Raw genomic sequence first — 13119 nt, 5'->3', positions numbered from 1 at the left:
TTCTTGGTAGCGAAACGTCAAAAGACCTTCTAGATGGCGAAAACTATTCCGATTTCTCTGGATGCCATGGGTGGCGATCATGGGGCTGACGTCGTCATTCCCGGGGCGGAAATCGCGCTTGTCCGTCATCCCGACATCCGCTTTCTGTTGTTCGGTAACGAAAAGGTCGTTCTGCCTCTTCTGGAGAAGTATCCAAGAGTTCGCGACGCTTCGACCTTCCATCATTGCGATGTCTCCATTGCCATGGACACCAAGCCCAGCCAGGCGCTGCGCCAGGGTCGTTGGCGTTCGTCCATGTGGCGGTCCATCGAAGCCGTGAAGACCGGCGATGCCTCTGTGGCCGTTTCTGCCGGAAACACCGGCGCGCTCATGGCCATGTCGAAGTTTTGCCTGCGAACGATGGCCAATATCGAACGGCCAGCCATTGCGGCCATCTGGCCAACCATGCGCGGGGAGTCCGTCGTGCTTGATGTCGGCGCGACGATTGGCGCCGATGCACAGCAGCTCATCGACTTCGCCATTCTCGGCGGCGCCATGGCGCGGGCCTTGTTTGGCGTTCAAAAGCCAAGCGTCGGCCTGCTGAACATTGGCGTGGAAGAGGTCAAGGGTCTGGAAGAAGTTCGTACCGCTGGCCGGCTCCTGCGCGAAACGCCACTGCGCTCGCTGCATTATGCCGGGTTCGTGGAGGGCGACGATCTGGGCAAAGGCACGGTCGATGTGGTCGTGACCGAAGGTTTTGCCGGTAACATCGCGCTCAAAACCGCGGAAGGTACCGCCAAGCAGATCGGCAGTTACTTGCGTTCGGCCATGAATCGGACCTTTATGTCCAAAATCGGCTATATCTTCGCCAAAGGCGCCTTTGATCTGCTGCGCGAGAAAATGGACCCGCGCAAGGTCAACGGCGGCGTGTTCCTGGGACTGAACGGCATCGTGATCAAAAGTCACGGCGGGACGGACGCCGAGGGCTATGCCTCGGCCATCGACCTTGCCTACGACATGGTCAAAAACGAACTGACACACAAGATCGCCCAGGACCTTGTGAATTATCATCGCGGCCGCTTCGCTGAAGCCGCGCCGACATCGGAAGGTGATTTGTGAGCGTAATCCGTTCCACCGTAACCGGCTGCGGAAGCTTCCTGCCGGAAAAAATCCTGACAAATGACGATCTTTCCAAGATGGTCGACACGTCTGACGAATGGATCGTTCAGCGCACTGGCATCCAGCAGCGCCACGTTGCCGCCAAAGGACAGGTGACCTCGGACCTCGCTCTGGAAGCTGCCAGGCGGGCGCTGGAAAGCGCCGGCAGGGACGCTCAGGAGATTGACACCATCATTCTGGCAACCGCCACACCGGACAACACCTTTCCGGCAACGGCTGTCACCGTGCAGGCCAATCTGGGCATCTATCACGGCGCCGCATTCGACGTGCATGCCGTCTGCTCCGGTTTTGTCTACGCTCTGACGACCGCTGACGCCTACATCCGGGCCGGCCTGTCAAAGCGCTGCCTGGTCATCGGCGCAGAAACCTTCTCGCGAATTCTCGACTGGACCGATCGCACGACCTGCGTTCTCTTTGGCGATGGCGCGGGTGCTGTCGTCGTTGAAGCTGGTGAAGGTGAGGGCACGACGGCGGACCGGGGTGTTCTGACATCTCACCTGCGCTCGGATGGCCGCCACAAGGAAAAGCTGTTTGTCGACGGCGGTCCGTCCGCAACCCAGACAGTCGGTCACCTTCGGATGGAAGGCCGCGAGGTCTACAAACACGCCGTCGGCATGATCACCGACGTGATCGAGGATGCCTACAAGGCTACGGGTACGACATCGGAAGACCTCGACTGGTTCATTCCGCACCAGGCCAACAAGCGCATCATCGACGCCAGCGCCAAGAAACTCCGGATCGCACCGGAGAAGGTCGTGACGACCGTTCAGCATCATGGCAACACTTCCGCTGCGTCCATTCCGCTTGCGCTGGATACGGCCGTAAAGGACGGGCGTGTGAAAAAGAACGATCTCGTGATGCTGGAAGCAATGGGCGGCGGATTCACCTGGGGCTCTGTCCTTTTGCGCTGGTAAGCCTCGCCTTACGCTCTACGACAAATCTGATTTCCACCAAGAGTTCCGGTTGACCGGCTCGCCGCAAGGCCGTACCGTATGGCGTTGCATTGGAGTTCTTGTGCAAAATCAGCCAGATGATGGCGTCGTTGAGGAGGGGTTATGGGCAATCGGACTATTACCCGTGCTGATCTGTGTGAGGCTGTTTATCAGAAAGTTGGTCTGTCCCGGACCGAATCTTCTGAGTTGGTCGAACGCGTACTTTCTGAAATTTCCGACTGTCTTGTGACAGGAGAATCAGTAAAATTATCTAGCTTTGGGTCTTTTGTGGTCCGCTCCAAGGGGGAGCGTATCGGCCGCAATCCAAAGACCGGCGAGGAAGTACCTATTTCACCGCGCCGCGTGATGGTGTTCAAACCGTCCAACGTCTTGAAACAGCGGATCAATGATGCGCTGACAGGGCAGGCCAGCAAATAGTAAGAAAACATTAAGACCGAATGAGCTCGCAGGAAAAAAGCCCCGACGCCTTTCGTACCATCAGCGAAGTCGCAGAAGACCTGGATCTGCCGCAACACGTGTTGCGGTTCTGGGAGACACGCTTCTCGCAGATCAAGCCGCTGAAGCGGGGGGGCGGCCGGCGGTACTACCGTCCGGACGATGTCGAGCTTTTGAAGGGCATCCGTCATCTGCTTTACGGTGAAGGCTACACGATCAAGGGCGTGCAGCGCATCCTGAAGGAGCAGGGGCCGCGCTTCGTTATGCAGATCCGGCATGAAGACATGTCGACCCTGGAGGCGGTTGCAGCGTCCGAACCGGTTCCCGCAGAGCCGGCACCCGCACCGGTCGCAGTTGCCCAGAACGGCCAGCATGAAAGCCATTATGGCCCGCTGCCGAATGGTGTCCTGGCTGACGATGCACCGGATCCAGCTTCAGCCCATGGTCACTTCAGCATCCTTGGCCGTCTGCGCGGAGAAAAACCGGCGCAGGGCGCGGGATCACAATCCTCCGTAACCAAAGAAGACATTCGCCGCCTTCAAGCGACCCTTTTTGAGTTGCTGGAATGCAAGCGCACGCTGGATCAGGCGCGCTGACGGCTGAGCGCTGAACGTTTACGCCTTATCTGTCTGCCTTCCGTTTGAACAGCTTTGACAGGAAGCCCGGTGATTTACCGGCGTTCCCCGGAGGGGTGGTTGAAACCTGTGCCTGCTTTGCGAATTCGCGCAATTCAGCAAGCGACATCCGATTGGTCGGGGGAGAAGGCTTTCTGGCAGCACCAGTGTCTTCAAACCGGACAGATGCCTCGGCGATGGTCTCACGGAGATCCTGCGCGGTTGAGGGCGGGACAGTCTCAGACGCGTCGGCGTGAGCCGGTGCCGAGGACTGCTCAGGCAGATCCAGTCCCGACATTTCCAGCTCAAGGGTTTCCTCGTCCGGACCTTCAGCGGTCTGCGGAGCAGGCGTCTCGTCCTTCATGTCCTGCAAGCGTTCCAGGATAGCAGCATCCACCGGGTCGTTCGGATCCAGCCCGGCGCCCTCGCTGTCAATGGTCTGGGGACCTGTCTCCTTGCTGGCCCCTTCATGGTACTCGTATATCGCCGATGCGTTTTCGCGGATGATGCCATAATCGGGATTGTGGACGACCTTGAGCTCGATCGTGCTCAGGTCATCATCGTCCTCGTCATGGTAGATCACCTGAATCTTTTCGTTTTCATTCCGGCCGAATACGTCGCCGTCATTGATCATCTGGTCGTTTTTCCGTGTAACCTTCGCAAAGGCGACGATGATCTCGGCAAGATATTCGGGTGGCAGTCCGCAGGGTAGGACTTTCACCCGCTGCCCGGTCAGCCACTGAGCCCCGATTCCCTCCATGCCGATCAGCCGCTCGTCGGTTTCCGGATCCTGCTGCGCGAAAGGGTTGGGCAACAGGTACAGGTCGTCGAAATTCGAAGCACGGGAGAGGGCAGAGAAGGCGTCCGGTTTCAGCAAGAAACGGCTTGGCGCCCAAAGCACGGCGTCCGGCTGTGATCTTTCCACGATGATCGTCGTAATCAACCTGGCGATCTCCATCGCCTGCAAGGTTTCTTCAAGCTCACAGAAGGCTATATTTTCCACACCGGAAAAAGTCTTCAGATTGTCGGGCAGCGAATCCGTTGGAATGACGCTTTTTCTCACCGAAACCTGCGTACAGGCCGCAATGTCGTACATAAGATCAACCGCCTCCGGAAAGGCGGTTCGCGCATAGTATGTCTCGAGTGCAGCATCGATCAGCGGCGTCTGCTCGAAAGGCTCTGATTGCGTAACGAGGATGTGGAACTTGCCGCACAAGTAGCGCTTGTCGATCTCGTCGGACGTGTTCAGCAACTGACAGGCGCTCTGCGGCACACCCGCTTTCTCCGCGACTGCCAGAATGACAGCCTTGATCTCTTCACCGTCAAGCGGCTGGTAGCGCTTGTAGAGAATTTGGGAATCGACGCTTGGAAGCGGGTGCGTTTTCAATTGTTTGACCACATGTGGTTGGAAAGATGGACCACAGGTTAGGCAACTTTGGTGAAAAAGGCATTATCGCCGGATTTCCAGTTCAGTTGCCATACCCCGGGCACTTGTTCATTCCAGTCCGAGGCAGGATGCGTAGAAGCTGGTGGTTGCCGGCCAATCGGAGAAGATGCCCTTGACGCCGACCTGACGCGCCAGCACGTCAACAATCTCATAAAGCTTGCCGTCGCCGTCTATGGCATCGTTGACTGTCTGATAGTACCAGCCACCGCCGGAAGATAAGGGGCCGGATCTTTCAAGGCTCCAGGCAATCAACTCGAGACCCGCTTCCTTTGCCGTCTTTGCATAGGCCGAGGGAACGATCTTGCCGTCTTCCTCCGCGAGCAGGACGAAGAGCGGCGGCGCGAGATAGTTGACGCCCATGGCTTTCAACTCCTCCATGGAGGGGGAGAAGGTTTCCGGGTCCGCAGGATCGATATCGCGGCGGCCTTCCAGAAAAATGGCCTGCTTGCCGAAGTCCGGTTCGTTCTCGATCCAGTAGAGAACGTCTTCAAGGTTGAACGACTGAGGGTAGACGTCTTCCGGCGGAATACCTGCGGCCTTGTATGCGTCGATCAGCTTTTGCGCGTAGGCGGCCTGGGTGAAGCCCTCAAACGGCATGTCGACTGCAGGAGCTTTCAGTTCCGGAGTGAATTTCACGCCAAGGTCCTTGAAGAGACGGATCGAGGCTTCGTGGGTCATCAGTGTACCCGTGCCCGCATAAAGTTCGGTGCGCCAGGGCGCAGTCCCTTTCTGGTAGGCTTCAGGAGTGGCGGCAGTCTTGTCAGCACCATCCATCTTGCCTTGCAACGACTGGAATTCGGCAAGGGTGAGATCGCTTGTCCGGCACTCTGCCGACGCAGGCGTGTCACCAGATGCGGGAGTGAAGGTCTGCGTGCATTTGCCGGCCAGATCGGTCGTCAGAATGTTGGTGGTCGTGTGCAGATCGTTCTGGGAGTGCCGGCAGACCAGTTCCTTGTCCTTGGTAAAGGTGACGTCGCATTCCAGGATACCGGCTCCCATCAGCGCAGCGGCACGGTAGCCTTCTTCCGTGTGCTCTGGAAACTGCAAGGGCGCACCACGATGGCTGATCGAGAACTGGGTGCGCTTTGCCGGTTCGCCGATGCAGGCCATCAACGTGTCCTTCAGCGGACCATCCGCCATCTGGGAAACCAGATAGGCGGGACGGGGCCCGAGCTCGACCGTCTCCGCTTGGGCAGGCAAGGCGGCACAAAGCCCGGTCAGGCAGAAAAGAACTGGTTTGAGGCGCATGAGGTATCCAATGGCTTGATGGAATGAAGGGAAATAACTAGCGGCGCAAAGGGTTGGAGCAAGAGTAATTCCTGCAACTAGGCGGGTCGCCAGGCAAGTCTGAGCGATTCCGGCCCTCTCACCGACAGGCCACGCTTGTAGGAGACACTGTCTTGCGCAAGTTCAATCGACTTGAACCTACTGAGCAGTGTGGAGAAGATGATGTCCATGTCCAGGCGCGCAAGGTGGTTGCCGAGGCAGAAATGTGCGCCACGGCCAAAGGCTATGTGCCAGTTGGGCACCCTGCCGGCATCGAAGCGGTCGGCATCGGGAAACTGGGCCGGATCGCGGTTGGCGGCCCCGTAAAGGACACCAAATTTCGTGCCGCGCGGATAGTCGGCACCGCAAACCGTCATGTCTTCGGTGGAATAGCGGTGGAAGAAGGGAAGGGGCGATTCATAGCGGAACATTTCCTGCACCGCTGTTTTCATCAACGACGGGTCCTGCCGAAGACGCTGCAGCTCATCCGGAAATTTCAATAAAGCATGCATGCCGCTGCCGAGCACGTCGATGGTCGAACCGTGACCGGCCATCAGGATGAGCATGGCGGTCGAGATAAATTCGTCCTCGTTCATCTGACCGGCCCGTTCAGCCTCGATCATCAGTGACAGAAGATCGTCCTTCGGCGCGCGTTCGCGCTCTGCCTTCAGTCCTTGCAGATAGCGGTAAAACTCGGTCGTGTTGCGTTCGGCCAGTTCCTTGCGCTCATCCGTCCGGTCGATGTCGAAATACTGGACGATGTTTTCCGACCAGACACGCAGTTGCGGGCAGTCCTCGTCGGGAACGCCGAGAACGCGACCGATGATATGGCCTGGAACATGGGCCGCGAGATCTTCGATAAAGTCGATTTCGGTGCGGTCCGCCAAACTGTCGAACAGGCGGTCGACATACGCCTGGATGTCGTCACGCAGCTTGCCGACCATCACCGGAGTAAACAGCTTGAACACCTGCTTGCGCAGTCGGTCATGGATTTCTCCGTCGCTGTCCAGGAGCGAGAACTGCACGAAGCGCGAATGGTGCGGCATGTCGTGCCAGTTCTGGGCCCGTTTCATCGCCGCGATTTCGTTCGCGTCGGCGATGTGGTCCATGGACCTGACCATCTTGCCGTTTTGCACGATTTCCGAAACGTCATCGAACCTTGCGGCCAGCCAGATGTCGAAATCCTCGAAGTAAGTCAAACCCTTGCGTCCGCGCAGTGCGGCGTAGAACGGGTAGGGATCTTGCGCGAAGGCATCTGATAACGGCGCGAAGGAAAGGTCTGTGGACGGGCTCATGAAGGGCTCTTGAGGTCGGTTTGGATGGGGTAGAATTGTGATTCTTGGCAGGGTCGAAGATTTGGCTGGCCAAGTGCAAGCGAAAAGCGGGAGCTATGGGCCAATTTGTTGTCTTTGGGAAAGTTATCCCAAGCAACACCTTTAGCTCTTGGGGATTGTGAGGAAATGACATTTCTGACGATATCGGCAGAGGATTTGAAATCTTAACAATTTCTAAACGCGGGCCGGGAGGCCTGCTTGCACCAACCAGCAGAACAGAGTGTGCGTGAGGCCGTAATGCGTGTGCCAAAGGCTTTCAATGACGAGTATCAAACCTTCTTGCGGGAAACGGGCCTGGACAACCCTGATCCGCAAGCACTCCTCATGGAACTCGCCTCGCTGTCGATGGAAGTCTACCTGAAGGAAATAGCCTGGCTTTCCGAGTTTATCGGCAAGATCGAGCGCGCGAAAAAAGCTGCGGCGTAACGGCAAGGCGCTGACCGGACGAGGTCATTGTCTTCGCATTGGCAGTTACTTCAATAAGACCAAAGCTCCCACTTCAGATTGTAAGGGGAGCTATTGCAATTTAGATGACGAGCGACACAGCTTGGAGCATACTAGGACGGAGCACCGTGCGGAGCAGCTGTGTCATGTCTATCAGTCAGTTCTCCACCACCAAGGAAATTCTGAAGTTCGAGGGCGCCAACAAGGCAGCTTATTGGCGCAAATTCGCTTTGCTCCTGTCGCTTGCGGTGATCATCGCAACGATGGGACTTCTGCGGAATTCAGGCGCGGTTGTGATCGCAGCCATGCTTGTCGCTCCCTTGATGACCCCGATCCTTGGCATCGCTTCATCCATCGTGATGGGCTGGGTCGGCAGGGCGCTTTTCCTGATGCTGACAGTCTGGCTCGCGGCCGGCTGCAGCATTGTCATCTCGTGGCTTATTGTCTGGATCGCGGACGCTCCTTCGACCTTGCTGTTGCCCGACGAGGTGCTGAGCCGGAGCAACCCCGGTGCGGAAGACATGGTCGTCGCGCTGGCGGCTGGCATCGCGGGCGCTTACGTGCAGATCCGAAAGTCGGAAATCAGTCTTCTGCCCGGTGCAGCCATCGGCGTTTCGCTTGTTCCCCCGCTTGCTGCTGCCGGAATCCTGTTTTACTTCGGCGAACAGGAAGCGGCCTACGAGGCGACGCTGCTGTTTGCCACCAATTTCGGTGCAATCATCTTCTCCGCCAGCTTGGTCTATATCATCCTTGGTCCTCGGGAGCGGCTCTTCCGCAAAGCACATCGGGGCCTCAAGTTTACACTCGGCATGGCAGTCACGCTGGCGTTCCTGACCGTCGTTCTGGTGCAGCTTCTGGCAGCAACGTACCTGCGCTACATCGAAACCGGAACAGAGGCCATCCTGGCACAACGCACCAAGGAATGGGCAGGGGATACCCCCGTCGAAATCATCCGGGTCGATGTGCATGCGCGCACCAAGATAGCGGAGATCTGGGTTCTCCTCGATCTGCCATCTGACGCGCAATACAAGATCGGCTCGCTTGACGACTTTCTGCCGGTAGCGATGAAGGAGCATCCTTTCAGGGAAGCCGCCCGCGAAGTTCTGGGAGAAGACTACAAGGTGGTCGTCAGGTATCAGACACGTATCGCCTGGCAGGTGGATCTCGCTACGCAAGCGATTGATATTGCTCCTTCAGTCGATGCCGTGCAGGAGGATTGACGATCACGGCAAAATAAAGCCCCGCTGGAAAGGCGGGGCTTTAAACAACTGCGTATCCATTTCGGCCTCAGGCGGACGCCTGCAGTGCCCGGCTGGTGAGATAGGCGGCCTTGGCCGGCAGCGAAAGCAAGCCTTGCGCCTGGGCAACGCGTTCCGGCGTGTAGTGATGCTCCTCATCAAGCATGTTGACCGTACCGACCAGCGTATCGCCAAGAACGACAGGCAGGTTGATGACCGAGCCGCAGCCAAGCCGGCCGATCAGCTCGTAATCGGGAAATACGGTTGCAATCTCGGCTAGCGTGTTGGCAACAAAGCTTTTCCGGTCCTTGTGCACGGTTTCGAACCAGCTGTCATAGGTGATCGGCTTGGTGCCGGACACAGGATAGTCGTCCGGGTGCGACGTATAGGAACGCTGAGCCAATTCGGTTTTCATGTCGGCTGTCATGAAGGTGAACAGCTTCACGCCGACGGTTTCCTGTGTCAGCTTCAGCAGGGCATCAAAAGGCGCATCCGGTGTGGTTGCGATGGACAGGGCATGGTCAAACGTGGCCAAAGGGCCTGCGAAATCGGTCATTAATCGAAGTCTCGGACAAATCGGGTTGAAGTGGTTCAGGCGGATTGCAGAGTGCCGCCGCTGGCAGCATAAAGTTCGCGGGAATACGGCTGGGAAAGCTGGCCCGACTTGAGGGCGCCGACACCCGCGATTTCCACCACGCGGCCATGGCGCATGACAGCCAGCCGGTCGCAAAGGAACGAGACCACGGGCAGGTTATGGGTGACCATCAGATAGGTCAGTCCCTGTTCGCGCCGCAGCTTCTTCAAGAGGTTCAGGATTTCCGCCTGTACGGAAACGTCCAGCGCGGACGTTGGTTCGTCCAGCAGCAGCACCCGCGGTTCCAGCATCAAGGCGCGCGCGATGGCAACGCGTTGGCGCTGGCCGCCGGAAAGCTGATGCGGAAAACGGAAACGGAACCGCTGATCCAGGCCGACCGCGGCCAGCATATCCTTGACCCGGCTGTCCCGTCCGCCGATGCCGTGAATGGCCAGCGGTTCGGCAAGGCAGGTGTCTACGGTCTTGCGCGGATGCAGTGAGCCATAGGGATCCTGAAACACCATCTGGCAGGTTTCGGCAAAGGCCCGGTCCGGGGAATGGCCGCGGGCTTTACCTTCAACGGAAATGGTTCCCGTCCACTCTGGAGCGAGTCCGGAAATGGCTTTCAGGATTGTCGATTTGCCGGAACCGGATTCCCCGACAAGGGCAAAGCTCTCGCCTTCGGCAACGTCAAACGACACATCATGAACCACGGTGGTATCGCCGTAGCTGACGGTGAGATGTTCAAGATGGATGGCGGCGTAGGTCATGTGCCGGCTCCCGTGGTCCAGGTACTGCGGTCGAGAACGGGCAGCTCATCGCGGTCTTCATTCATGCGTGGCATCGCGGCAATCAGGCCACGGGTATAGGGATGCTGTGCGTTGTGCAGGTCGCTCGCCTTGCATTGCTCGACGATCTCGCCGCTGTTCATCACCAGGATGCGATCGCAATAGCGGGACACCAGGTTGAGGTCGTGACTGATCAGGATCAGCCCCATGCCCTTGCCGGTGACCAGATCATCGATGATGTCCAGCACCTGTGCCTGCACGGAAACATCAAGCGCGGAGGTCGGTTCGTCGGCGATCAGCAGGTCCGGTTCCGGGATCAGCATCATGGCGATCATGATGCGCTGGCCCATGCCGCCGGAAACCTCATGCGGATAAAGCCCTGCAACACGCGAGGGATCGTTGATGCGCACAGCTTCCAGCATGGCCAGCACCCGTTCCTTCAGCTCCTGGCGCGGCAGCTTCTTGTGCGTGACGAGCGCTTCGGCGATCTGCTCGCCAACGGTCATGACGGGGTTGAGGGAGAATTTCGGGTCCTGCATGACCATGGAAATGCGCGCCCCACGCAGATCGCGCATCTGTCGTTCGTTGAGGCTGAGCAGGTCGACGCCGTCGAAAGTCATGCGCCGGGCGGTGACTTTGCCGGGTTTGCGGATCAGGCGCAGGATTGACCGGCCGGTCATGGATTTACCGGAACCGGATTCACCCACGATCCCCAACCGTTCCCGGCCAAGTGTGAAGGAAATGCCCTTGACTACATCGACCGGGCCACGCGCCGTCGGGAAGGTGACGGTCAGGCCATCGATTTCAAGAAGAGGGGCGTTCATTGCTTGTCTCCCTGCTTGGGATCGAGCACGTCACGCAGGCCGTCACCGAGGAAGCAGAAGCCGAGGCTCACCAGAATGATGGCAAAGCCCGGCATGGTGGCGACCCACCATTGGTCGAGAATGAAATTGCGTCCACGCGAGATCATTGCGCCCCATTCCGGCAGGGGCGGTTGCGCGCCCAGGCCGAGAAAGCCGAGACCTGCAGCCGTGAGGATGATGCCGGCCATGTCCAGCGTCACGCGAATGATGGTGGAAGACGCACAGAGCGGCAGCACGTGGCGCAGGATGACGCGAGCGGAGGAGGCGCCTTGCAGGCGCACCGCGGCAATGAACTCCGCATCGCGGAAGGTGATCGTCTCCGCCCGGGCGATCCGTGCGTAGGCGGGCCACGCGGTGATCGCGATGGCGATGATCGCGTTTTCGATGCCGGGTCCAAGGGCCGCCACGAAGGCAAGCGCAAGGATCAGTTTCGGCATCGACAGGAAGATATCGGTCACGCCCATGAGCACCCGGTCAGTCCAGCCTCCGAAATAGCCGGACACTGCACCAACGACGAGACCGATGGGTGCGGCAATGACGGCCACCATGGTAACGATCATCAGCGTGATCCGTGCCCCATAGACGACACGGGAATAGATGTCCCGGCCCAACTCGTCCGTGCCCATCCAGTGGGCCGCGGACGGTGGCATCAAGCGGTTGGCGAGATCCTGGCCGATGGGCGAGTAGGGCGCGAGCAGGGGCGCGAAGATCGCCATCACGATCAGCACCAGGATGATGAAGCCACCCACCACGGCGAGCGGATTGCGCAGGAGCGCGGCAAAGACATGCCAAGCGCGGCCAAGGTTTGCCTGCAGGCGCGAGGAGGGGCTGTCATCGAGAAGCCAATCGATCATTTGCGGGCCCTCGGATCGAGAATGCGGTAGAGCACGTCGGATATCTTGTTGATGAGGATGAAGACAGCGCCAATGACAAGGGTCGCGCCAAGCACGGCGTTCATGTCGGCATTGAGCAGGGCATTGGTCAGATAGTTGCCGATACCGGGCCAGGAGAACACGGTCTCGATCATCACCGATCCTTCCAGAAGCGCGGCATAGGAAAGGCCGATCACGGTGATCAACTGGATGCGGATCGGATAGAACGCGTGGCGCCAGATGACACGGCGTTCCGGCACGCCCTTTACCCGCGCGGTGGTCACATATTCATGGCCAAGCTGGTCGAGCATGAAGGAACGGGTCATGCGCCCGATATAGGCCAGGCTGAAGAACCCGAGGATCGAGGCCGGCAGCATGAGGTGATCGAGCGCATTCCAGAAAATATCCCACTCGCCGGCGACGAGACTATCGATCAGGTAAAGCCCGGTGACGGGTTCAACGATGCCGTCATAGAAGATGTCGATGCGGCCCGGGCCGGCAACCCAGCCAAGACCTGCGTAGAACACCGCGAGGCCAACAAGGCCAAGCCAGAAGGCGGGAACCGAATAGCCCAGCAGCCCGAGCACGCGGATCAACTGGTCGATCCAGGTGCCCTGACGTGTTGCCGCCAATACCCCCATCGGCACGCCAAGCAGAACGCCGATCAGGATGCCGATGGTTGCCATTTCCAGGGTCGCTGGAAAGAACCGCGCCAGATCTTCAGCAACCGGCCGGCCGGTGGAAATCGACATGCCGAGATTTCCGGTGAAGACGTCGCCCACATAGGAGAAAAACTGAATGACAAGCGGACGGTCGAGACCCATCGCCTGCCGTGCGGCGTTATAAACCTCGTTTGAAGCCCTGTCGCCGACAACCGCCAACACCGGATCGATCGGCACCACGCGGCCGATGAAAAACGTGATCGCAAGCAGGCCGAGGAACGTTGCAACCGTCACGAGGCAAAAGCGCAGCACGGCTGTGGCGCTGCCCAGAAGCTGGCTCGTCAACAGGCCTTCCCGCGCATCGGTCGCACTCTCGGACGGCTCAAAAGACATGCCGGTATCGGCATGTCGCCGTTCCCTGTTCAACCGGTTTCTTCAAGTCGGCTCTCCACGCTCGTGTGACTCAATTTC

14 protein-coding genes are annotated in these 13119 nt (G+C 58.7%); 6 read left to right on the top strand and 8 right to left on the bottom strand.

Annotated elements, in window-relative coordinates:
• The first annotated feature begins 33 nt into the window (after positions 1-33).
• The 4 genes from plsX to AC2A6O_RS02850 all read left to right on the top strand — a co-directional run bounded on the left by plsX (position 34) and on the right by AC2A6O_RS02850 (position 3142).
• Complete coding sequence (gene plsX, locus AC2A6O_RS02865) at positions 34-1098, top strand: phosphate acyltransferase PlsX (protein ID WP_148584322.1); 1065 nt, start codon at positions 34-36, stop codon at positions 1096-1098.
• A complete protein-coding gene (locus AC2A6O_RS02860; protein ID WP_498925657.1) occupies positions 1095-2072 on the top strand; it encodes a beta-ketoacyl-ACP synthase III in 978 nt (325 codons plus the stop codon). Before plsX ends, AC2A6O_RS02860 begins: the two co-directional genes overlap by 4 nt.
• A gap of 141 nt (positions 2073-2213) precedes the next feature.
• Positions 2214-2528, top strand: a complete 315-nt coding sequence (locus tag AC2A6O_RS02855) for an integration host factor subunit alpha (protein WP_023003819.1) — start codon at positions 2214-2216, stop codon at positions 2526-2528.
• Between the two features lie 20 nt (positions 2529-2548).
• A complete protein-coding gene (locus AC2A6O_RS02850; RefSeq protein ID WP_498925656.1) occupies positions 2549-3142 on the top strand; it encodes a MerR family transcriptional regulator in 594 nt (197 codons plus the stop codon).
• A gap of 25 nt (positions 3143-3167) precedes the next feature.
• On the opposite strand, the gene AC2A6O_RS02845 is transcribed toward AC2A6O_RS02850, so the two are convergent.
• The 3 genes from AC2A6O_RS02845 to AC2A6O_RS02835 all read right to left on the bottom strand — a co-directional run bounded on the left by AC2A6O_RS02845 (position 3168) and on the right by AC2A6O_RS02835 (position 7168).
• The gene (locus AC2A6O_RS02845; RefSeq protein ID WP_498925654.1) at positions 3168-4547 is read right to left on the bottom strand and encodes a hypothetical protein; all 1380 of its coding nucleotides are present in this window, start codon (positions 4545-4547) and stop codon (positions 3168-3170) included.
• A gap of 108 nt (positions 4548-4655) precedes the next feature.
• On the bottom strand, positions 4656-5855 hold the full coding sequence (locus AC2A6O_RS02840; RefSeq protein WP_498925653.1) for a glycerophosphodiester phosphodiesterase family protein: 1200 nt from the start codon (positions 5853-5855) through the stop codon (positions 4656-4658).
• A 77-nt stretch (positions 5856-5932) separates the two neighbouring features.
• The gene (locus AC2A6O_RS02835) at positions 5933-7168 is read right to left on the bottom strand and encodes a cytochrome P450 (protein ID WP_498925652.1); all 1236 of its coding nucleotides are present in this window, start codon (positions 7166-7168) and stop codon (positions 5933-5935) included.
• Between the two features lie 237 nt (positions 7169-7405).
• On the opposite strand from AC2A6O_RS02835, the gene AC2A6O_RS02830 reads away from it, so the two are divergent.
• Together AC2A6O_RS02830 and AC2A6O_RS02825 are read left to right on the top strand one after the other, a co-directional pair.
• Positions 7406-7633 carry a hypothetical protein gene (locus AC2A6O_RS02830; protein ID WP_498925651.1) on the top strand — a complete coding sequence of 76 codons (228 nt, stop codon included), beginning with the start codon at positions 7406-7408 and terminating at the stop codon, positions 7631-7633.
• A gap of 164 nt (positions 7634-7797) precedes the next feature.
• The gene (locus AC2A6O_RS02825; protein WP_498925650.1) at positions 7798-8871 is read left to right on the top strand and encodes a DUF389 domain-containing protein; all 1074 of its coding nucleotides are present in this window, start codon (positions 7798-7800) and stop codon (positions 8869-8871) included.
• Positions 8872-8938: 67 nt separating this feature from the next.
• On the opposite strand, the gene AC2A6O_RS02820 is transcribed toward AC2A6O_RS02825, so the two are convergent.
• Genes AC2A6O_RS02820 through AC2A6O_RS02800 form a run of 5 tightly spaced genes read right to left on the bottom strand, consistent with a single transcriptional unit; the run spans position 8939 to position 13041 of the window.
• A complete protein-coding gene (locus tag AC2A6O_RS02820; RefSeq protein WP_498925649.1) occupies positions 8939-9445 on the bottom strand; it encodes a GAF domain-containing protein in 507 nt (168 codons plus the stop codon).
• Positions 9446-9480: 35 nt separating this feature from the next.
• Positions 9481-10233, bottom strand: a complete 753-nt coding sequence (locus tag AC2A6O_RS02815) for an ABC transporter ATP-binding protein (protein WP_498925648.1) — start codon at positions 10231-10233, stop codon at positions 9481-9483.
• Positions 10230-11075, bottom strand: a complete 846-nt coding sequence (locus tag AC2A6O_RS02810; RefSeq protein ID WP_498925647.1) for an ABC transporter ATP-binding protein — start codon at positions 11073-11075, stop codon at positions 10230-10232. Before AC2A6O_RS02810 ends, AC2A6O_RS02815 begins: the two co-directional genes overlap by 4 nt.
• A complete protein-coding gene (locus AC2A6O_RS02805; RefSeq protein ID WP_148584311.1) occupies positions 11072-11968 on the bottom strand; it encodes an ABC transporter permease in 897 nt (298 codons plus the stop codon). Before AC2A6O_RS02805 ends, AC2A6O_RS02810 begins: the two co-directional genes overlap by 4 nt.
• Positions 11965-13041: an ABC transporter permease gene (locus AC2A6O_RS02800; RefSeq protein WP_498925646.1), complete on the bottom strand. Its 1077-nt coding sequence runs from the start codon at positions 13039-13041 to the stop codon at positions 11965-11967. Before AC2A6O_RS02800 ends, AC2A6O_RS02805 begins: the two co-directional genes overlap by 4 nt.
• Positions 13042-13119: the final 78 nt, after the last annotated feature.

The organism is Labrenzia sp. ATLA3 (assembly GCF_057180185.1).
This window is presented reverse-complemented; position numbering and strand designations above follow the sequence as displayed.

Excerpts from the sequence above, each read along its gene's own strand:
- plsX (WP_148584322.1), top strand. The coding sequence starts at position 34 with ATGGCGAAAACTATTCCGATTTCTCTGGATGCCATGGGTGGCGATCAT.
- AC2A6O_RS02855 (WP_023003819.1), top strand. The coding sequence starts at position 2,214 with ATGGGCAATCGGACTATTACCCGTGCTGATCTGTGTGAGGCTGTTTAT.
- AC2A6O_RS02850 (WP_498925656.1), top strand. The coding sequence starts at position 2,549 with ATGAGCTCGCAGGAAAAAAGCCCCGACGCCTTTCGTACCATCAGCGAA.
- AC2A6O_RS02840 (WP_498925653.1), bottom strand. The coding sequence starts at position 5,855 with ATGCGCCTCAAACCAGTTCTTTTCTGCCTGACCGGGCTTTGTGCCGCC.
- AC2A6O_RS02835 (WP_498925652.1), bottom strand. The coding sequence starts at position 7,168 with ATGAGCCCGTCCACAGACCTTTCCTTCGCGCCGTTATCAGATGCCTTC.
- AC2A6O_RS02825 (WP_498925650.1), top strand. The coding sequence starts at position 7,798 with ATGTCTATCAGTCAGTTCTCCACCACCAAGGAAATTCTGAAGTTCGAG.
- AC2A6O_RS02820 (WP_498925649.1), bottom strand. The coding sequence starts at position 9,445 with ATGACCGATTTCGCAGGCCCTTTGGCCACGTTTGACCATGCCCTGTCC.
- AC2A6O_RS02815 (WP_498925648.1), bottom strand. The coding sequence starts at position 10,233 with ATGACCTACGCCGCCATCCATCTTGAACATCTCACCGTCAGCTACGGC.
- AC2A6O_RS02810 (WP_498925647.1), bottom strand. The coding sequence starts at position 11,075 with ATGAACGCCCCTCTTCTTGAAATCGATGGCCTGACCGTCACCTTCCCG.
- AC2A6O_RS02805 (WP_148584311.1), bottom strand. The coding sequence starts at position 11,968 with ATGATCGATTGGCTTCTCGATGACAGCCCCTCCTCGCGCCTGCAGGCA.
- AC2A6O_RS02800 (WP_498925646.1), bottom strand. The coding sequence starts at position 13,041 with ATGTCTTTTGAGCCGTCCGAGAGTGCGACCGATGCGCGGGAAGGCCTG.